At 73.1% G+C, this 19,751-nt stretch carries 12 protein-coding genes, 1 tRNA gene and 6 pseudogenes; 14 read left to right on the forward strand and 5 right to left on the reverse strand.

Annotated features, from left to right (window positions below):
• The 9 genes and pseudogenes from EAO77_RS17170 to EAO77_RS17215 form a co-directional block, all read left to right on the forward strand.
• Positions 1-238 (forward strand): annotated as a pseudogene (locus tag EAO77_RS17170) (prenyltransferase); the annotation flags it as partial.
• On the forward strand, positions 235-1,158 hold the full coding sequence (locus EAO77_RS17175; protein ID WP_147988824.1) for a sugar phosphate isomerase/epimerase family protein: 924 nt from the start codon (positions 235-237) through the stop codon (positions 1,156-1,158). The pseudogene EAO77_RS17170 and the gene EAO77_RS17175, both read left to right, overlap by 4 nt.
• Positions 1,050-1,580 (forward strand): annotated as a pseudogene (locus EAO77_RS17180) (EboA domain-containing protein); the annotation flags it as partial. The gene EAO77_RS17175 and the pseudogene EAO77_RS17180, both read left to right, overlap by 109 nt.
• Complete coding sequence (locus EAO77_RS17185) at positions 1,580-2,431, forward strand: TatD family hydrolase (protein WP_147988825.1); 852 nt, start codon at positions 1,580-1,582, stop codon at positions 2,429-2,431. The pseudogene EAO77_RS17180 and the gene EAO77_RS17185, both read left to right, overlap by 1 nt.
• Positions 2,432-2,441: 10 nt before the next feature.
• Positions 2,442-3,398: pseudogene (gene eboE / locus EAO77_RS17190) on the forward strand (metabolite traffic protein EboE); the annotation flags it as partial.
• A 209-nt stretch (positions 3,399-3,607) separates the two neighbouring features.
• Positions 3,608-3,838, forward strand: a pseudogene (locus tag EAO77_RS17200) (xylose isomerase); the annotation flags it as partial.
• Positions 3,835-5,217 (forward strand): annotated as a pseudogene (locus tag EAO77_RS17205) (alkaline phosphatase family protein); the annotation flags it as partial. The pseudogenes EAO77_RS17200 and EAO77_RS17205, both read left to right, overlap by 4 nt.
• A 230-nt stretch (positions 5,218-5,447) precedes the next feature.
• Complete coding sequence (locus EAO77_RS17210; protein ID WP_147988826.1) at positions 5,448-6,611, forward strand: sugar phosphate isomerase/epimerase family protein; 1,164 nt, start codon at positions 5,448-5,450, stop codon at positions 6,609-6,611.
• Positions 6,612-6,801: 190 nt separating this feature from the next.
• Positions 6,802-7,446 (forward strand): HAD family acid phosphatase, encoded by a 645-nt coding sequence (locus EAO77_RS17215; RefSeq protein WP_147988827.1) that lies wholly within the window; start codon positions 6,802-6,804, stop codon positions 7,444-7,446.
• A gap of 281 nt (positions 7,447-7,727) precedes the next feature.
• Here EAO77_RS17215 and EAO77_RS17220 read toward each other — a convergent pair whose 3' ends face one another.
• On the reverse strand, positions 7,728-9,038 hold the full coding sequence (locus EAO77_RS17220) for a DUF2254 domain-containing protein (protein WP_147988828.1): 1,311 nt from the start codon (positions 9,036-9,038) through the stop codon (positions 7,728-7,730).
• A 165-nt stretch (positions 9,039-9,203) separates the two neighbouring features.
• Between EAO77_RS17220 and EAO77_RS17225 the strand changes: the two genes are divergently transcribed.
• A tRNA-Leu gene (locus EAO77_RS17225) sits at positions 9,204-9,291 on the forward strand.
• 139 nt (positions 9,292-9,430) lie between these two features.
• Here EAO77_RS17225 and EAO77_RS17230 read toward each other — a convergent pair.
• Entirely contained in the window at positions 9,431-9,853 is a 423-nt protein-coding gene (locus EAO77_RS17230) for a MarR family winged helix-turn-helix transcriptional regulator (protein ID WP_147988829.1), read from the reverse strand.
• A gap of 170 nt (positions 9,854-10,023) precedes the next feature.
• Between EAO77_RS17230 and eno the strand changes: the two genes are divergently transcribed.
• Positions 10,024-11,301 carry a phosphopyruvate hydratase gene (gene eno / locus EAO77_RS17235; RefSeq protein ID WP_147988830.1) on the forward strand — a complete coding sequence of 426 codons (1,278 nt, stop codon included), beginning with the start codon at positions 10,024-10,026 and terminating at the stop codon, positions 11,299-11,301.
• Positions 11,302-11,567: 266 nt separating this feature from the next.
• Here the strand turns inward: eno and EAO77_RS17240 are convergent, their stop codons facing one another.
• Complete coding sequence (locus EAO77_RS17240; protein WP_147988831.1) at positions 11,568-13,013, reverse strand: MFS transporter; 1,446 nt, start codon at positions 13,011-13,013, stop codon at positions 11,568-11,570.
• A gap of 536 nt (positions 13,014-13,549) precedes the next feature.
• On the opposite strand from EAO77_RS17240, the gene thrS reads away from it, so the two are divergent.
• Positions 13,550-14,782: a threonine--tRNA ligase gene (thrS, locus tag EAO77_RS17245; RefSeq protein ID WP_147989189.1), complete on the forward strand. Its 1,233-nt coding sequence runs from the start codon at positions 13,550-13,552 to the stop codon at positions 14,780-14,782.
• Between the two features lie 290 nt (positions 14,783-15,072).
• A complete protein-coding gene (locus EAO77_RS17250) occupies positions 15,073-16,635 on the forward strand; it encodes a carbohydrate-binding protein (protein ID WP_147988832.1) in 1,563 nt (520 codons plus the stop codon).
• Positions 16,636-16,898: 263 nt separating this feature from the next.
• Here the strand turns inward: EAO77_RS17250 and EAO77_RS17255 are convergent, their stop codons facing one another.
• Positions 16,899-17,381 carry a nucleotide triphosphate diphosphatase NUDT15 gene (locus tag EAO77_RS17255; RefSeq protein ID WP_147988833.1) on the reverse strand — a complete coding sequence of 161 codons (483 nt, stop codon included), beginning with the start codon at positions 17,379-17,381 and terminating at the stop codon, positions 16,899-16,901.
• A 256-nt stretch (positions 17,382-17,637) separates the two neighbouring features.
• On the opposite strand from EAO77_RS17255, the gene EAO77_RS17260 reads away from it, so the two are divergent.
• On the forward strand, positions 17,638-19,455 hold the full coding sequence (locus EAO77_RS17260) for a rhamnogalacturonan lyase (protein WP_187283275.1): 1,818 nt from the start codon (positions 17,638-17,640) through the stop codon (positions 19,453-19,455).
• A 166-nt stretch (positions 19,456-19,621) separates the two neighbouring features.
• On the opposite strand, the pseudogene EAO77_RS41360 reads toward EAO77_RS17260, so the two are convergent.
• A pseudogene (locus tag EAO77_RS41360) lies at positions 19,622-19,751 on the reverse strand (hypothetical protein); the annotation flags it as partial.

Genomic DNA, 19,751 nt, shown 5'->3' on the forward strand with positions numbered 1-19,751 from the left:
GGCCGTGACCGCGCTGCTCGCCGCCGCCTACGCCCGCACCGCGGCCCGCCCCTTCCTCCACGCCGCCCTGAACCCGTCCCCGCCGCTCACCCAGCGCGCCGTGGGCGGCGGGATCCGGGCCATGATCCCGCTCCAGGCCGCCCTCGCCGCCCGGTCGGGAGCGACCACGACCGGGCTGGCGGTCATGGGCCTCGTCCCGCTCGCCCGCCGACTCGCACGAAAGGTGAGCCCCACATGAGCAGCGCGCCCCCCTCCCCGCTCCGGTTCGGCTACGGCACCAACGGACTCACCGACCTGCGGCTGGACGACGCCCTCGGCCTCCTCGCCGACCTCGGCTACGACGGCGTCGGCCTCACCCTCGACCACATGCACCTCGACCCCCTCGCGCCCGACCTGCCGGCCCGCACCGCACGGGTGGCCCGCCGCCTGGGCGCACTGGGCCTCACCGTCACCGTCGAGACCGGGGCGCGCTACGTGCTGGACCCGCGCCGCAAGCACGGCCCGTCGCTGCTGGACCCCGACCCCGACGCCCGCGCCGCCCGCACCGCCCTGCTCACCACGGCCGTGCGCACCGCAGCCGACCTCGGTGCCCACGCCGTGCACTGCTTCAGCGGCATCACCCCGCCCGGCACCGACCCCGGCACCGCCTGGAAGCGCCTGGAGGAGGCGCTGTGGCCCGTCGTCGACGCCGCCGCCGCGGCCGGCGTGCCCCTGGCCGTCGAACCCGAGCCGGGCCATCTCCTCGCCACCCTCGGCGACTTCCACCATCTGCGCACCGTGATGGGCAACCCCACGCCTCTCGGCCTCACCCTCGACATCGGCCACTGCCAGTGCCTGGAGCCGTCGTCACCGGCCGACTGCGTGCGCGAAGCGGCCCCCTGGCTGCGCCACGTCCAGATCGAGGACATGCGCCGCGGAGTCCACGAGCACCTGCCGTTCGGCGACGGAGAGATCGACTTCCCGCCCGTCCTCGCCGCCCTCGCCGACACCGGCTACCAGGGCCTCACCGTCGTCGAGGTGTGCGGCGAGCGCCTCGGGGGTGGGCGCCGCCGCCGGCCTCGTCCCCGTACACCGCCCACACCTGGGAGCTCCGGTTCGCCGCCGCGGGACGCCACTGCGGCAGGGACAGCGCCGACGCCGTCCGCGTCCTGCTGCTGACCGAGGCACGGGCCGACCTGGACACCCTCACCCGCCTCTACCGGCAGGGCAGCGCCGCCGAACGCCTGGCGGTGCTCCACGCCCTGCCCCATCTCGTGCCCGGCCCCCAGGCACTGCCGCTCGTCGACGACGCGCTGCGCACCAACGACACCCGGCTCGTCGCCGCCGCCGTCGGCCCGTACGCGGCCCTCCACCTCGACCGGCACGCGTGGCGGCACGCCGTCCTCAAGTGCCTGTTCACCGAGGTGCCCGTGGACGCCGTCGCCGCACTGGAGCGGCGCGCCAACGGCGACGGCGAACTGGCCCGCATGCTCACCGACTACGCAGCCGAACGCGCGGCCGCAGGCCGTCACATCCCCCACGACCTGGACCGGGTGCTCGCCCTGGCCACCACGACGCCCCCGCGGTCCGAGGAGTCCTGATGCGCATCTTCGACCCCCACATCCACATGACCTCCCGCACCACCGACGACTACCAGGCCATGTACGCGGCCGGTGTGCGCGCCCTCGTGGAGCCCGCTTTCTGGCTGGGGCAGCCGCGCACCTCCCCGGCCAGCTTCTTCGACTACTTCGACGCGCTCCTCGGCTGGGAGCCGTTCCGCGCGGCCCAGTACGGCATCGCCCACCACTGCACGATCGCGCTGAACCCCAAGGAGGCGAACGACCCCCGCTGCACCCCCGTGCTCGACGCGCTGCCCCGCTACCTGGTCAAGGACTCCGTCGTCGCGGTCGGCGAGATCGGCTACGACTCCATGACCCCCGCCGAGGACACCGCGCTGGCCGCGCAGCTCCAGCTCGCCGCCGACCACGGGCTGCCCGCCCTCGTCCACACCCCGCACCGCGACAAGCTGGCCGGCCTGCACCGCACGCTCGACGCGGTGCGCGACTCGGATCTGTCCGCCGAACGCGTCCTGGTCGACCACCTCAACGAGACGACGGTGAAGCACGCCGTCGACAGCGGCTGCTGGCTCGGGTTCTCCATCTACCCCGACACCAAGATGGACGAGGACCGGATGGTCGCCGTGCTGAAGACCTACGGGACGGACCGGATCCTGGTCAACTCCGCCGCGGACTGGGGCAGGAGCGACCCGCTCAAGACCCGCAAGGTCGCCGACGCGATGCTCGCGGCCGGTTTCGACGAGGACGACGTCGACAAGGTCCTGTGGCGCAACCCCGTCGCCTTCTACGGCCTCAGCGGCCGCCTCCAGCTCGACGTCCCGCCCCCACAGGGCGGCCTCCACGAGGGAAACTCCATCCTCCGCGGCGGGGAATGAGGGCCCACGGATGCGCTTCCGCCACCCCGACGGGTCCGTCGTCCACCTCTCCTACTGCACCAACGTCCACCCCGCCGAGACCCTCGACGGCGTCCTCGCCCAGCTGCGCGAGAACTGCGAACCGGTCCGCAGGCGCCTCGGCCGCGACCGGCTCGGCATCGGACTGTGGCTCGCCAGGGACGCCGCCCGCGCCCTGATCGACGACCCGGCCGCGCTGCGCGCCCTGCGCGCGGAGCTGGACCGCAGAGGGCTGGAGGTCGTCACCCTCAACGGCTTCCCCTACGAGGGCTTCGGCGCCGAGGAGGTCAAGTACCGCGTCTACCGGCCCGACTGGACCGACCCCGAACGCCTCGCCCACACCACCGACCTCGCCCGGCTGCTCGCCGCCCTGCTGCCCGACGACGTCACCGAGGGCAGCGTCTCCACCCTCCCGCTCGCCTGGCGCACGGGGTTCGGCCCCGACCGGGCCGAGACCGCACGCGCCGCCCTTGTCACCCTCGCCGAACGGCTCGACGCGCTCCAGGAGCTGACCGGCAGATCCATCAGGATCGCCCTGGAACCCGAGCCGGGCTGCACCGTGGAGACCACGGCCGACGCCATCGCCCCGCTCACCGCCGTCGGCGCCCCGCACCGCATCGGCGTCTGCGTCGACACCTGCCATCTGGCCACCTCCTTCGAGGACCCGCCGACGGCGCTCGCCGCGCTCGCCGCCGCGGGCGTCACCGTCCCCAAGGCGCAGCTGTCCGCCGCCCTGCACGCCGAGCACCCGCACCTCCCCGAGGTCCGCGACGCCCTGGCGGCCTTCGCCGAACCGCGCTTCCTCCACCAGACCCGCACCAGCACCGCCGCCGGGCTGCGCGGCACCGACGACCTCGACGAGGCGGTCGCGGGCGGGGCGTGCAGGGGGACGTGGAAGTGGGAGCGCCAGGGGCTCCCGTCGGGGAGCGCCCCGCCCGCGACCGCCTCGTCGAGGTCGTCGGTGCCGCGCAGCCCGRCGGCGGTGCTGGTGCGGGTCTGGTGGAGGAAGCGCGGTTCGGCGAAGGCCGCCAGGGCGTCGCGGACCTCGGGGAGGTGCGGGTGCTCGGCGTGCAGGGCGGCGGACAGCTGCGCCTTGGGGACGGTGACGCCCGCGGCGGCGAGCGCGGCGAGCGCCGTCGGCCGGGTGCGGGGCTCCGGCCCACCCCGCCGCTGACGTCCACCCTGCCGGTCCTGAAGGACACCCTGGCGCTGCTCGTCGGCGGGCCGGAGCCCCGCACCCGCCACCTGGAGGTCGAGACCTACACCTGGCAGGCGCTCCCGCCCGACCTGCGCCCCCGCAACCGCATCCAGCTCGCCGACGGCATCGCCGCCGAACTCACCCTGGCCCGCGACCTGCTGACCGACCTCGGCCTCAAGGAACTGCCATGAGCGACACGCGCCCCACCCCCTTGCTGGTCCTGGACGTCGTCGGCCTCACCCCCCGGCTCCTCGATCACATGCCCCACCTCAAGGCCCTTGCCGCCGCCGGCTCCCGGGCCCCGCTGACGACCGTGCTGCCCGCCGTCACCTGCGCGGCCCAGTCCACCTTCCTCACCGGCACCCTCCCCGCCGAGCACGGCATCGTGGCCAACGGGTGGTACTTCCGCGAACTCGGCGACGTCCTGCTGTGGCGCCAGCACAACGGACTGGTCGCCGGTGACAGGATCTGGGACGCGGCCCGGCGAGCCCACCCCGGCTACACCGTCGCCAACATCTGCTGGTGGTACGCGATGGGCGCCGACACCGACTTCACGGTCACCCCCCGCCCGGTCTACTACGCCGACGGCCGCAAGGAACCCGACTGCTACACCCGCCCGCCGGCCCTCCACGACGAACTCACGGAGAAGTTCGGCACGTTCCCCCTGTTCCACTTCTGGGGCCCGGGAGCCGGCATCGTCTCCAGCCGGTGGATAGCGGACGCCACCCGGCACGTCATGCGCACCCGGCACCCCGACCTGACCCTGTCCTACCTGCCCCACCTCGACTACGACCTCCAGCGCTACGGCCCCGACGACCCGCGCTCCCACCGTGCCGCCGCCGAACTCGACACCGTCATCGGACCGCTCCTGGAGGACGCCCGCCGCGAAGGGCGCACGGTCGTCGCCCTCTCCGAGTACGGCATCACGCAGGTGAGCCGGCCGGTGGACATCAACCGGGCCCTGCGGCGCGCCGGGCTCCTGGAGGTGCACACCCAGGACGGCATGGAGTACCTCGACCCGATGGCCTCGCGCGCGTTCGCGGTGGCCGACCACCAGCTCGCCCACGTCTACGTGCGCAGGCCCGAGGACCTGGAGGCCACCCGCGAGGTGCTGGCCGGGCTGCCGGGCGTCGACCAGCTGCTGGACGACGAGGGCAAGAAGGCGAACGGCCTCGACCACCCGCGCTCGGGCGAACTGGTCGCCGTGGCCGAGCCGGACGCCTGGTTCACGTACTACTACTGGCTCGACGACGCCCGGGCGCCCGACTTCGCCCAGCTCGTCGAGATCCACCGCAAGCCCGGCTACGACCCGGTCGAGCTCTTCATGGACCCCGAGGACCCCTATGTGCGGGTGAAGGCCGCCGCTGCCGTCGCCCGCAAGAAGCTCGGCATGCGCTACCGGATGGCCGTGGTGCCGCTGGACCCCTCGCCCGTCCGCGGCAGCCACGGCCGCCTCCCGGCGAGCGACGAGGAGGGACCGCTCGTCCTGTGCTCCACCCCCCACGCCGTGAACGGCCGCCTGGCGGCCACCGAGGTGAAGTCCCTGCTGCTGCGGCTGGCCGGTCTCGAACCGGCCAGCCGCAGCAGCAGGGACTTCACCTCGGTGGCCGCCAGGCGGCCGTTCACGGCGTGGGGGGTGGAGCACAGGACGAGCGGCCCCCGTCCCCCGTCCTGCCTCCTTGCCGCCCTGCTTACGCCTCGCCTCCGCTCTGTCCCGCTTTCGCCCCCGTACGTCACGGGCCCCGTCCGTACGACCCGCGCCCCGCACGTCCGACACGTCCGACACGAGAGAGAGAACACGTGACCGCGTTCAACGACGAATCCGCCACCGGTGAGTCCCTGCGCCGCACCCTAGGCGTCAGCCGCCGCCGCTTCCTCAGCACCTGCACCGCCGTCGCGGGCGCCGCCGTGGCGGCGCCGGTCTTCGGCGCCGCGCCCGCCGTGGCCCACGGCGGGCCGCGCCCCGGCCACGGCCCGGGCCGCGGCTCCGCCCTGGTCCCGTCCCACAAGCGCGGCATCATCCTCTACACCGTCCGCGACGCCACGGGACGCGACCCGCTCGCCACCGACCTGCCGTCCGGCTTCCGCGAGGTGTTCCGCCAGCTGTCCCGGTACGGCTACCGGCAGGTGGAGTTCGCCGGCTACCGCCAGCACGCCAACGCCCCCGGCGGCGCGGACCTGGAGACGGTGCAGGGCGCGAGACTGCTCCGCTCCTGGCTGGACGACTACGGCCTGCGCGCCCAGGGCAACCACGGCTTCATCCCCGGCTCCTGGCCGCTCACCACGCCCGACCTCGACACCTTCAAGCGCCATCTGGAGATCGCCAACATCCTCGGCATGGACCACATGGGGACCGGCGGAGACCCCACCGGAAGCTCCTACCGCGCCGACTGGGACGTGGCCGCCGACAAATGGAACGCGCTCGGCGCCGTCGCCCGCCGGGAGGGGATCAAGCTCTACACCCACAACCACGACGCCGCGTACGGCTTCCTGCTGGACGGCGGACCGCTCGACGACCAGGGCCGCCCGACGCGCAGCTCCGGCATCCGCAAGCTGGAGTACTTCCTGAAGCGGACGGACCCGCGCCTGGTCTGGCTGGAGATGGACGTCTACTGGGCGCACGTGGCCCAGTACAAGTTCCGCTCGTACACCGCCCACGACGGGTCGCAGGTGGAGCAGGTGTTCGACCCGGCGGGCCTGGTCGCCCGCCACAACCACCGCTATCCGCTGTTCCACGCCAAGGACGGCACCGTCAACACCCAGAACGGCCAGGGCTACGACATGGTGACCTTCGGCGAGGGCGACATCGACTACCGGACCTTCTTCCGGCGGGTGGGTGCGAAGAAATACCACAACCCGATGATCGAGCACGACGGCGCGCCCAGCGCCACGGTCCCGGGGCAGTCCCTCGAGGTGGCCCGGGCGAGCTACGACAACCTGGCCGCCCTGCGCTCCCGCGGCTGACGGACCGGCCCCGCCCGCAGGCGCGACCCGCGGGCGGGGCCGCCCTGTCGGGATCTGTTCGGAGAAGTCGCTACCGACCGGTAGTAAGAACGTCGTCTTCCGTCCATGATGGGGCGCGAGCATGTCAACTCGTTCGCCGGAGACCACGGCGAACGGGCCCTGAGCTGGTTCCACACCCAGGAGACCCCCCATGCATGCACGCGCCACGACCACCCGCGCCGCCCTCACCCTCGCGGCCGGCCTCGCCCTCGCCACCGGCCCGGTCGCCCAGGCCACCGCCCTCGAAGCGGCACCCGACCGGACCACCGCGAGCGTCACCGCCGCCGCCGGCACGGCGAGTGTCGACTACGGCACCTGGCAGCGCGACGTCACCGCCGCCCTCGCCGGGGCCCGGGCCCACATCGAGGCCCGCTCCGCCGACGCGGGCGGCGAGAAGCAGGCGATCGTCCTCGACATCGACAACACCTCGCTGGAGACCCACTTCCACCCGTTCTGGAAGCTCCCCACCCCGGCCGTCGGCCAGGTGCGCGACCTGGCCCGCTACGCCGACTCCCGCGGTGTCGCCGTCTTCTTCGTCACGGCCCGGCCGGGCATCATCCACTCCCTCACGGACTGGAACCTGAAGAAGTCCGGCTACCCGGTCGACGGCCTGTACGTACGCGACCTGCCGGACCTGTTCGAGGAGGTCAGCGCCTACAAGACGGAGAAGCGCGCCGAGATCGAGGCCAAGGGCTACACGATCATCGCCAACATCGGCAACAACACCACCGACATCGTCGGCGGCCACGCCGAGAAGGCGTACAAGCTCCCCGACTACGACGGGCAGTTGTCGTAGCGGGGAGGGCGGGGAACGGCCGGGGGGCCGCGGGCAGCCGGATCTCCGGCCGCCCGCGGCCCCCGTGGTCCGTTGCGGCACCAGGCCGCCTGTGGCCCGCACCCGCCCGCGCATGCGCGGCCGGCACCGGGCCGGCCGCCCGGGGCCGCACCGTCGCGGCCCCGTGGTCCGCGGCGGTCCGGCAGCGGCGGCCGATGCGCGGCGGAGTGCTCCCGCCCCCTGCCTGCTCGGCCCGCACGTTCGCGGGCCCGCTCCCCGGCCCTCCGGTCCGACTCGCCGCGTCAGCCGATGCCCTGGCGGTCGGGTGTCAGCGCGAACACCCGCTCGGCCGCCTCCGGCACCGACCTCTCCACGGCCAGCACCAGCAGCGCACGCTGCCGCTCCAGGGGAGCGCGCCGCGACTCGGGGGCGATCCGCAGCAGATCGTCGAAGCCCGCGGCGAGGCGGCGCGACACCTGCGGGTTGCCGACCGCGCAGCCCCGGATCTCCGTGAAGCCGAGATCGACGAGATCCCCCCACCCGGGCCCCTCCTGCACCAGCCGCACCGTCTCCCTGCGGTCGCGATGGGCCACCGCACCCAGCGGCATCGGTGCGATCGCCGCAAGGAACTGCACGATCCGGTCGATGGCCTGCACCGCCGTCGTCGGGTCGTTCACCGCGGGCGACAGGGCCCGCAGCGCGATGTCCGACAACTGCCGCAGCCCGAACCCCAGATCCTGGTGGAAGGTGCGCTCCACGCCGACGGACACCGCCGACCGCACCAGCCGGCTCCACGGAAGGCCGGCGTGCCCTCCGTGCACGGCGATCAGCGGCGTGCCCGGCACCACGAAGTCCCCGATCCTCGGCACCAGCCGCAGCACCACCCCGCGGCGGCGCGCGATCCGCACCAGCCGCGAGACGTGCACGTCCCGCAGGGTGCCCGACCGCCCCACGTGCGCGATCCGCGCGACCTCCGGAGGCAGCGGCGCGTCGCTCGGCACGGTCGCCCGCATCTTTCCCAGCAGCCGGAACGCCTCCCGGGTCACATGGTCGACGACCGGGCCCACCTTCATCAGCTGAAGCGTCTGCGTCACGTAGGCGATGAACAGCAGCAGGCTGAGCAGCAGCATCAGCAGGGTCGTCGCGCTCTGCACCAGCGGCACCGAGACGACCTTCGCCGGATCGCTCTCGCTGTCGTACGACGACAGGACCAGCAGGGACAGCAGGAACGTCGCGAGGAACACCGCGAACGTGAGCTTGCTGATCCGGCTGCGGATGAAGATCCGCACGACGCGCGGGCTGAAGTTGCCCGCCGCCATCTGCACCGCGACGAGCGAGATGCTGAACACGACACCGATGAAGGTCATCATCGCGGACGCGATCGTCGTCACGATCGTCTTGGCGTCCTCGGCCCAGGAGATGAGCGTCCGGACCGTCTCGTAGTCCTCGTCCCGCTGGAGCGTCTCCAGCAGCGCGGTGTCCAGGGTGTCCGCCGCGACCCACACCACGCAGACCAGGACCAGCGCGAGGGTGGGGGCGAACCAGAAGGTGTCGCGCAGGTGCTCACGGAGCGGGGACAGCGGGCGGGGCCGCCGGTGGGTGCGTTGGCTCACCCGCCGACGGTAGCCACTGCGCGGAGCAACCGTGCGGATACACGCTGCGACGCCCCCGCATCCTCTCGCGCCACTGCCCTGACCACGCAATATGCGGGTGAGAGGCACCTGATTCCCCTGGTATTGTTGTCCATGTCGCCGCGGGAGACCGGGGCCGACCACCTGGTCCGGGTGGCGGAATGGCAGACGCGCTAGCTTGAGGTGCTAGTGCCCTTTATCGGGCGTGGGGGTTCAAGTCCCCCCTCGGACACCAGCTCGAGACCCCACATGACGTGGGGTCTTCTGCGTTTCGGCGGCACCGTCCGCCCATGCGCCGCGGCGGGCGGCCGCCGGCGATCCGTGCGTCGCCCCCCGAGAGGTCACGCCCGGCGTCCGTGCGGCCGTCGGCGCCCTCAGTGCGCGGCGAGCCGCTCCATCAGGGACGCGCTGCGTGCGAGCAGCTCCCGCTCCTCCGCGGTCAGTTCGGCCTCGATGGCCAGGGTCAGCCATCCCGCTCTGCGGCCCCGCTCGGCTTCCAGCGCGGCACGGCCGGCGTCCGACAGGTCGATCAGCGACTTGCGGCCGTCCGTGGGGTGGGCGCTGCGGGTGACCAGGCCCTGCTCCAGGAGGAGTCCGACCGCACGGGCCATCGACTGCGGGCGTACGCGCTGGTCGGTCGCGAGATCACTGGTCGTCATGGCGCCGTCGCGGTCCAGGACGCCGAGCACGGCGACCTGGCCGTGGGGGATCCGGTCCTCGTGCTTCACGCGCCGGGTGAGCTTGCCCATCGCGGTGCGCAGCTCGGCGGCGACGGTGGCGGCTTGCGAGGTGGGCACAGGGCACTCTACCGCGGAAGCGCCCGTACCCAGCGAAACTGTACAGCCGAGCTGTGCAGCTGAACTGAACAGCTGAACTGAACAGCAATGCTGTACAGTTTCGCGGTGTCGGGCCGAGCGCCAGCGTCGTCGCAGCCGGGCCCGGCAGGCGACAACGGGAAGGAACTCCCATGCCCGCATCCTCAGCCGCGCCGACGGTGGTCCGCAGCGTCACCGCCCGCACCGTCCTCGACAGTCGTGGCAACCCCACCGTCGAGGTCGACGTCGTCCTCGCCGACGGATCCCTGGGCCGCGCGGCCGTCCCCTCCGGCGCCTCCACCGGCGCCCGTGAAGCGGTGGAGCTGCGCGACGGCGACCCCCGGCGCTGGCACGGCAAGGGCGTCGACCGGGCCGTGGCCCATGTGAAGGGCGAGATCGCGGACGCCGTCACCGGGCGGGACGCCGACGACCAGGCCGGCCTCGACGCCGCCCTCGTCGCGCTCGACGGCACGCCCACCAGGGCCCGGCTCGGCGCCAACGCCCTGCTCGGGGTCTCCCTGGCCGCCGCGAAGGCCGCCGCCGCCTCGCACCGGCAGCCGCTGTACCGCTACCTCGGCGGGGCCGACGCCCGTGTGCTGCCGGTGCCGATGATGAACATCGTCAACGGCGGCGCGCACGCCGACAATCCGCTGGACTTCCAGGAGTTCATGATCGCGCCGGTGGGTGCGGCGTCCTTCGCGGAGGCCGTCCGGATGGGCTCCGAGATCTTCCACACGCTCCGCCGCGACCTGCTGGCCGCGGGCCACTCCACCGGGGTCGGCGACGAGGGCGGCTTCGCACCGGCTCTGCGCACGGCGGAGGAGGCGCTCGACTTCGTCATGGCGGCGATCGAGCGGGCCGGCTACCGGCCCGGAGCGGACATCGGCCTCGTCATGGACCCGGCGTCCTCGGAGTTCCACCGGGACGGTGTCTACGTGTACGAGGGGGAGGGCGTCCGGCGCACGACCGCCGAGCAGGTCGACCACCTCGCCGCGCTGATCGACGCCTACCCGATCGTCTCGGTGGAGGACCCGATGGCCGAGGACGACCTCGACGGCTGGCGTGAGCTGACGGCGCGTGTCGGGGACAGGTGCCAGTTGACCGGCGACGACGTGTTCTGCACCGACGAGGCACTGGTGCGGGAGGGCATCCGCACGGGGGTGGGGAACGCGGTTCTGGTCAAGGTCAACCAGATCGGGACGCTGACCGAGGCGCTCGGGACGGTCGCCGCCGCCCGGCGGGCGGGGTGGGCGGCGGTCATCTCCCACCGCTCGGGGGAGACGGAGGACACGACGATCGCCGACCTGGCCGTGGCGACGGGCTGCGGACAGATCAAGACCGGGTCCCTGTCACGGTCGGACCGCACGGCCAAGTACAACCGTCTCGTCCGGATCGAGGAAGAACTGGGGGCGTCGGCCGTCTACGGATGAGCCCCCGCGCGGCATTCGCCCGGCCCGGCCGCCGCCTTCGTCCGTTGGCTCGAAGGCCGACCGCTTCCTCTCGCCGCGCCGGAACCGGGACGGCCCGGCCGCCGGGTCGTGGGCCCGTCCGACCGGCCGATCTCCGCGGCAGGCGAGGAGGCCGCACGCGCAGGGCGTGCGGCCTCCGGGGTGCCTGAGGCCGGGGGAGGCGGCGGCTGCCGTCCCCGTGACCCCTCACCCGGGTGCGGCCGGTCCCGCGGTGGCGCGCGGGAGGGTCAGCGGGCCGCCTCCACGGGCGGCGCGGCCTCCGTGCCCGCCTCCTCCCCGGCCGCGGCGGCTTCGCCCTCGTCGAGGGCGACCCCCTTCGTCTCCTTGCCGAGCAGCAGCGCGACCAGGGTCAGCAGCGCCATCACGGAGAGGTAGACGCCGACCAGCCACGGCGAGCCGTCACCGGCCTCCCACAGCGCCACCGCGACGAACGGGGCGACGGCCGCGCCGAGGATGGAGCTGACGTTGTAGGAGATGCCCGACCCGGTGTAGCGCACGCTCGTCGGGAACAGCTCCGGCAGCAGGGCGCCCATCGGGCCGAAGGTCATGCCCATCAGCGTGAAGCCGAGCACCAGCCACAGGACCACGCCCAGCGTGCCCATGCCGGTCAGGGGCACCCACAGCAGCCCGAAGACCACGATGCCCGCGGTGACGCAGATCAGGGTGGCGCGGCGGCCGTACCGGTCGGCGAGGGGGCCGGAGATCAGGGTGAACGCGGCGAAGAACAGCACGCCGAAGATCATCATCAGGACGAACGTGGTGTAGCCGTACCCGAGTCCGGGCACCGCCGCGTCCTTCGCTGTGCGGCCGTAGCTCAGCGAGAACGTGGTCATCAGGTAGAAGAGCACATAGGTCGCCAGCATGAAGAACGTGCCGAGGACCAACTGCTTCCCGTGACTGCGGAAAGCGGTGACCAGCGGCAGCTTGCGCACCAGCCCGGCGTCGCGGGTCCGGGAGAAGACGGTCGACTCGACGAGGCGCATCCGCACCCACAGGCCGATCGCGACCATCACCGCGGAGAACAGGAACGGCACCCGCCAGCCCCACTCCAGGAACGCCTCGGAGGGCTGCGACGGGTCGGCGCCGGCGGTGGAGGGCAGCAGGGCGCCGATGGCGAGGAAGAGGCCGTTGCCGATGATGAAGCCCAGCGGGGCGCCCAGTTGCGGGAACGTGCCGTAGAGCGCGCGCTTGCCGCTCGGTGCGTTCTCGGTGGCGACCAGGGCCGCGCCGCTCCACTCGCCGCCGATCGCGAAGCCCTGGGCCAGCCGCATCAGCACCAGCAGCGCCGTGGCGATCCAGCCCGCCTGCTCGTACGTCGGCAGGACGCCGATGAGGAAGGTCGCGACGCCCATGGTCAGCAGCGAGGCGACCAGCGTGGCCTTGCGCCCTATCCGGTCGCCGAGGTGCCCGAAGACGACGGCGCCGATCGGCCGGGCGACCATCGCCGCCCCGAAGACGGCGAAGGAGGAGAGCAGCGCCGTGGTCGGGTCGCTGCTCGGGAAGAAGAGCGTGGGGAACACCAGGACGGCGGCGGTCGCGTAGATGTAGAAGTCGTAGAACTCGATCGTCGTGCCGATGAGGCTCGCGACGAGTACCCGTGACCGCGAGTTGACGGGTGCGGGTGCGGGTGCGGGTGCGGGTGCGGGTGCCGGGCCGGTGGACGGTGCGGGCATGTCTCGGTCTTTCACGTTCGTTCACGCGGTGCGGAGACCGGCCGCGGCGGGCGGGCGCGGCGGCCCGTACGCCGGCGGAGCCTCCCTGTACGAGATCCGTGCATGGGGCACGGGTTTCGTCACGATCTCAGACATCTCATGGTGCAGTCACTCCGTATCACCATGTGGGACGGCCGCGGACCCTGCTCCGTGCGCCGCGGCACTCTGCTCCGTGCGCCGCGGACCCTGCCGGCCTACGCGGATCGTCCTCCGCCCTCCCGGCGGCTCACCGCCGAAATCCCCTTGCGTGCCCCGCACCACCCGCTGCTAGCCTCCGGCGCATGAAGCGCGCTGTGATGACGACGACGCCGAGGAGTGTCCCGGCGCGCTGATCGATGCCTGATCCGAAGCCCCGGGGCGAGTGCCCCGGGGCTTCGTGCTGCGGTCGCTCGTCCCACGACCACGAGGAGCGACCCGTGAACGCAGCCCGTCCCGCCCGCGCCCCGCAGGACCTCGCCGGAAGGCCCGGGCCCGAAGACCCCGCCGGGGGGCGCCCCGTGCACGACCACCGCAGGCTCGGGCGGGAGCTGGACCTGTTCGACACCGACCCGCTGATGGGGGCGGGGCTGCCGTACTGGCTGCCGGACGGCGCCGTCGTGCGCCACGCCCTGGAGGAGTACATCCGCGACGCGGAACGGCGGGCCGGCTACCGGCACGTGTACTCGCCGGTGCTGGGGAAACGGGAGCTGTACGAGATCTCCGGGCACTGGGACCACTACAGCGACGACATGTTCCCGCCCATGGACCTCGGGGGCGAGCAGGTCGTCCTGCGGCCCAGCCTGTGCCCGCACCACGCCCTCGTCTACCGCTCCCGCCCCCACAGCTACCGCGAACTGCCCCTGCGGATGGCCGAACTGGGCGGCATGTACCGCGCCGAGCTGTCCGGCGTCCTCGGCGGGCTGACCCGGGTCCGGGCGATCCAGCTCAACGACGCCCATGTCTTCTGCACCCTCGACCAGGTCGCCGGCGAGGCGGCCGCCGCTCTCGGCCTGATCCGGGACGCCTACGCGGCCCTCGGCATCGGCCCGGCCCGCTACCGGCTCTCCCTGCCCGGACCGGGTGGCAAGTACGTCGCCGCACCCCGGATGTGGAGCCGTGCCACCGCGCTGCTCACCGAGGTGCTCGACCGTGCGGGACTGCCGTACGAGGCGGCGGAGGGCGAGGCGGCGTTCTACGGTCCGAAGATCGACGTCCAGGTCGCCGACCACGCGGGACGTGAGTCCACCCTGTCCACCGTGCAGATCGACTTCCACCAGCCCGCACGCTTCGGCCTGCACTACACCGGACCGGACGGCGCGAAGCACCGGCCCGTGATGATCCACCGCAGCATCATCGGCAGTGTGGAGCGGGCGGTCGCGCATCTCGTCGAACGTCACGGGGGAGCGTTCCCGGCCTGGCTGGCGCCGGTGCAGCTCGCGGTGCTGCCGGTGTCGGACGCCCACCTGCCCTACGCGCAGGAGCTGGTGGCCCGCTGCCGGGAACCGGGGCTGCGCGCAGAGGTCGCCGGTCCGGAGGCGGGGACCCTCGGCGCGCGCATCCGGGCGGCGCGCCTCGTGCCCTACCGGATGGTCGTCGGTGCGCGGGAGGCGGCGGACGGGGTCGTCGCGGTCCGCCTCCGCGACGGCGGGAGCACCGCGCCGGCTCCCGTGGCGGAGGTCCTGGACCGCATCGCCGCCGCGGTCGCGGGCCGTCTCGACGGCCTTCCGCAGGGGCCGCTTCCGGCTGCCTGACCGCCCTGCGCCGGATGTCCGAAACGGCGTCAGCAAGTTCATGTCCGTGAATTGAAATCATGTACAAGTCATTGACGGTCCGGCGGGAGGGCCCTAGGTTCCGATGAAAGCGCTTACCCGGCGCTGTTCACACGGTCCACGGCGGGGCGTGACGGGCGCCCCACCCGTTCACCCCGCCGGACACACGCGCACCGCCGCGTCCGGACCGTACGCACCACAGCCCCACACCGTGCTCGCCCCCCGTCAGCGGCCCGTCGGGCCGCCCGAGCCGACCGACATGGAGACGAACCATGCACATGAGAGCCGCCCTCGCGTGCACCGGCCTGCTGGCAGGTGCTCTAGCCGTGGTGTCCGTCAGCCCGGCCCAGGCCGCCACGGCACGCTACGAGGCCGAGACATCCCCGGCGATCTGCACCGGCGCCGTCGAAAACGAGTGGGCCGGCTACTCCGGCAGCGGATTCTGCAACGCCACCAACGCGGTGGGCGCCCACGTGCAGTTCACGGTGAACGCACCGGCCGCCGGCACCGCCACCCTGACCGTGCGTTTCGCCAACGGGACCACGACCGCGCGCCCCGCCGCCGTCGTGGTCAACGGCACCACCGCCGCGACGCTGTCCTTCGAGGGCACCGGCGCCTGGAACACCTGGGCCACCAGGACGCTCACCGTGCCGGTGTCGGCAGGGAGCAACACCGTCCGCCTCAACCCGACCACCTCGGCCGGTCTTGCCAACATCGACTACCTGGAGGCCGAGACGAGCGGCGGCACGACCACCCCGCCGCCGACCGCCGACGCGCTGTACGTCGCCCCGGGCGGCACCGACGGCGCGGCGGGGACGCTGTCCGACCCGACCACGCTCACCTCGGCGATCAGCCGCATCACCCCCGGCGGGACGATCCATCTGCGCGGCGGCACCTACCGCTACAGCCAGACGGTCACCATCCCCCAGGGCAACAACGGCACCGCGGCCGACCGCACCGAGCTGTCCGCCTACCCGGGGGAGACCCCGGTGCTGAACTTCTCCGGCCAGACGGAGGACCCGGCCAACCGCGGCCTCGCGGTCAACGGCTCGTACTGGCACGTCAAGGGCATCGTCGTCGAACGTGCCGGTGACAACGGCATCTTCGTCGGCGGCAGCAACAACGTCTTCGAGCGCACGGTGACCCGCTACAACCGTGACACCGGGCTCCAGCTCTCGCGGATGCTCTCCAGCACGCCGAAGGACCAGTGGCCCTCGAACAACCTGATCCTGAGCGCGGAGTCGCACGACAACGCCGACTCCGACGGCGAGGACGCCGACGGCTTCGCCGCCAAGCTCACCTCCGGCCCCGGCAACGTCTTCCGCTACGCCGTCGCCCACAACAACATCGACGACGGGTGGGACCTCTACACCAAGACGGACACCGGCCCCATCGGCGCCGTCACCATCGAGGACTCCCTCGCCTTCGAGAACGGCACCCTCTCCGACGGCACCCAGAACTCCAGCGGTGACCGCAACGGCTACAAGCTCGGCGGCGAGGACATCGGCGTCAACCACGTCATCCGGCGCAACATCGCCTATGACAACGGCAAGCACGGGTTCACCTACAACAGGAACCCGGGCAGCATGACGATCTCCGACAACATCAGCATCGACAACACCGAGCGCAACTTCTCGTTCGACAGCGGCTCGTCCGTCTTCCGCAACAACGTCTCGTGCCGCAGCGGTGACGGCTCCAACGACAAGACCGTGGGGAACGCCGACAGCTCCAACCAGTTCTGGACCGGCACCAACGGCTCCAAGTGCTCCGCCTACGCGGGTGCGCTGCGCTGGTCCTACGCCTCCGACGGCCGGCTGAACGTCACCTTCGGCTGATCCGGCCCGCGCGCCCGCGGCCCCACCGCGGACACGCCCGTCACACCCCGACCGCCCGCGGCCCCACCGCGGACGATCGCCCCCTGCACGAACGGCCCCACCGAGACACCGCGGCCCGGCCCGTCGGGAGCCCCATCCCGACGGGCCGGGCCGTCGCATGTCCGCGACGCGGTGGCCGAGCGGGAGCCGGGGTCAGCGGCCGGGGCGCGGCTGCGGCTGACGCGGTGCGGCTGCCCGTCCGCCTCCGCGGCAGGAGCGGAGCGTCAGGCCCCGGCCGTCCCGCCCACCGGGTACCGGCGGAACGCGGCGTCCTGCGCGGCCTTCCCCGGGAACCAGGCCGCCAGGACCGCCGCCGAGGGGGCGAAGAGGGCGGCGGGCAGGGCGTCCGGCGGGAACCACTCCCAGCGGGCGATCTTGTCGGCCTCCCTGACCGAGGGCGTGCCCGTGGTCCGCTCGACGCGTGCCGCCGCCGTCACCCGGGGGATGCCGCCCGTCGCGTCGACCAGCACGGCGCCGACGCGCACATCGGCCGGCCGGGCCGACAGGCCGGTCTCCTCGGCGAGTTCACGCACCGCCGCCCGTTCGAAGTCCTCGCCCGCGTCCACCTTGCCGCCGGGCAGTTCCCAGCGGCCGTCGTGGCCGAGGCCCAGCAGCACCCGCCCCGCGGGCCCGAGCACCACGACACCGACGCCGACGAGACCGTTGGCCGCCGGGAACGCCCGCTCCGGGCGTGGGCTGGCTGCCATGCGAGCCACCTCTCCTGGCCGGGGTCCGGGACCGGGCCCCGGGACGGGACTCTACCCGCGGCCCCCGGGCCGCGACGGGCACGGGGAGAGGCCCCGGGCCCGGGACCGCAACACCGGGGAGACGCGGGGGAAACAAGCGGCAACCTCCCTGTCGCCGGCGCCCACTGACAGGCAGACGAGGCCACCGGCCTCGCCCCCCATGTCAGGAGGACACGTGCGCAACCCCACCGGCGGGCGCCGCAGACGCCCGTCCCGTATGCCACGGCCGCACCGCGCGGCGCTCGCCGCGGGCCTGGCCGTCGCCGCGGCCGCCGCACTGCCGTCGCTCGCCCCCCGGTCGGGCGGCGCGTACGCCGCCACCGCCCAAGGGCCCGTGGTCCGGGCGGAGAACCTGGACCGCGGACTCGTCAGCGTCCACGACGGGGCCGACAACCTGGTGAGCTGGCGCCTGCTGTCCGGCGACCTCGCGGACGTGGCGTTCAACGTGTACCGCGGCACCGCCAAGGTGAACGACACCCCGATCACCGGCTCGACCAACTTCCGCCACAAGGACGCCCCGGCGCACGCCGACTACCGCGTGAAGGCCGTCGTCGGCGGCCAGGAGCAGGACTTCTCCGCCCACGCCGTGCAGTTCCGGGCCGGCTACCTCGACGTGCCGATCTCCAAGCCCGCCGGCGGCTCCGGCTACACCTACGCGGCCAACGACGCCTCCGTGGGCGACCTCGACGGGGACGGCGACCTGGACTTCGTCCTCAAGTGGGACCCCACCAACTCCAAGGACAACTCCCAGGCGGGTGTCACCGGGAACACCGTCGTCGACGGCTACACCCTCGAAGGCACCCGGCTGTGGCGCATCGACCTGGGCCGCAACATCCGCTCCGGCGCGCACTACACGCAGTTCCAGGTCTACGACTACGACGGCGACGGGCGTGCCGAGGTCGCCATGAAGACCGCCGACGGCACCCGTGACGGTGTCGGCGCGGTCATCGGCAGCTCGTCCGCCGACCACCGCAACAGCGAGGGGAGGGTGCTGAGCGGGCCCGAATTCCTGACCGTCTTCCGCGGGTCCGACGGCGCGGCCCTGTCGACCGTGGACTACGTGCCCGGTCGGGGCACGGTGAGCAACTGGGGTGACAACTACGGCAACCGCGTCGACCGCTTCCTCGCGGGCACGGCCTACCTCGACGGCAGCACCCCCTCGCTGGTGATGGCCCGCGGCTACTACACCCGCACGGTGATCGCCGCCTGGGACTTCAAGGACGGCCGCCTCACCCGCCGCTGGACGTTCGACACCAACAGCTCCACCAACGCCGGCAAGGGCTACGACGGCCAGGGCAGCCACAGCCTGTCCATCGGCGACGTGGACGGCGACGGCCGCGACGAGATCGTCTACGGCGCGATGGCCGTCGACGACAACGGCCACGGACTGTGGACCACCCGGACGGGCCACGGCGACGCACAGCACCTCGCCGACCTCGACCCGGCCGACCCGGGCCTGGAGTACTTCAAGGTCTCGGAGTCCACCTCGCAGCCCTCCTCCCTCTACATCGACCCGTCGAACGGCGCCGTCCGGTGGAAGACGGGCACGGGCAGCGACAACGGCCGCGGGGTCGCCGGCGACATCTGGGCCGGGAACGCCGGAGCGGAGATGTGGTCCGCGGCCGACACCTCGATCCGCGACCGCACCGGGGCGACCCGCGGCCGGGAGCCCTCCTCCGTCAACTTCCTGGCCTGGTGGGACGGCGACACCACCCGCGAACTCCTCGACGGCACCCGCATCGACAAGTACGGGACCGGCGGCGACACCAGGCTGCTGACGGCCTCCGGCGTCCACTCCAACAACGGCACGAAGGCCACCCCGTCGCTCTCGGGCGACATCCTCGGCGACTGGCGCGAGGAGGTCGTCTGGCCGACCGGTGACGACACCGCCCTGCGCATCTACTCGACCCCGATCGAGACCGGTCACCGCTTCACCACCCTGCTCCAGGACCGGATGTACCGCACCGCCCTGGCCTGGCAGAACACCGCCTACAACCAGCCCCCGCACCCGAGCTTCTTCCTCGGCCGGAACTGACCTGCCCCGAGGCCCGGTTCGATCGCGGCGGTGCCGCCGGAGGCTCTCCGGCGGCACCGCCGTCGCCGGTCGGGCGGAACCCTGCGAGGACCGGGCGCGGGGCGGGGATGCCGGCCGTGGCGGCGCTGCCGGTTGAACGGCGCGCTCACCACGAACGCTCCGGCCGCCTCGTGTCGCCGGTCCCGTACTTGTCGATGCGGGTGCCGTCGAGGAGTTCGCGGGTGGTGTCGCCGTCCCACCAGGCCAGGAAGTTGACGGAGGAGGGCTCCCGGCCGCGGGTCGCCCCGGTGCGGTCG

The organism is Streptomyces sp. T39, assembly GCF_008042045.1.
In the GTDB taxonomy this organism is placed as follows: Bacteria; Actinomycetota; Actinomycetes; order Streptomycetales; family Streptomycetaceae; genus Streptomyces.

Excerpts from the sequence above, each read along its gene's own strand:
- EAO77_RS17260 (WP_187283275.1), top strand. The coding sequence starts at position 17,638 with ATGCCACGGCCGCACCGCGCGGCGCTCGCCGCGGGCCTGGCCGTCGCC.
- EAO77_RS17240 (WP_147988831.1), bottom strand. The coding sequence starts at position 13,013 with ATGCCCGCACCGTCCACCGGCCCGGCACCCGCACCCGCACCCGCACCC.
- EAO77_RS17185 (WP_147988825.1), top strand. The coding sequence starts at position 1,580 with ATGCGCATCTTCGACCCCCACATCCACATGACCTCCCGCACCACCGAC.
- eno (WP_147988830.1), top strand. The coding sequence starts at position 10,024 with ATGCCCGCATCCTCAGCCGCGCCGACGGTGGTCCGCAGCGTCACCGCC.
- EAO77_RS17250 (WP_147988832.1), top strand. The coding sequence starts at position 15,073 with ATGCACATGAGAGCCGCCCTCGCGTGCACCGGCCTGCTGGCAGGTGCT.
- EAO77_RS17175 (WP_147988824.1), top strand. The coding sequence starts at position 235 with ATGAGCAGCGCGCCCCCCTCCCCGCTCCGGTTCGGCTACGGCACCAAC.
- EAO77_RS17215 (WP_147988827.1), top strand. The coding sequence starts at position 6,802 with ATGCATGCACGCGCCACGACCACCCGCGCCGCCCTCACCCTCGCGGCC.
- EAO77_RS17255 (WP_147988833.1), bottom strand. The coding sequence starts at position 17,381 with ATGGCAGCCAGCCCACGCCCGGAGCGGGCGTTCCCGGCGGCCAACGGT.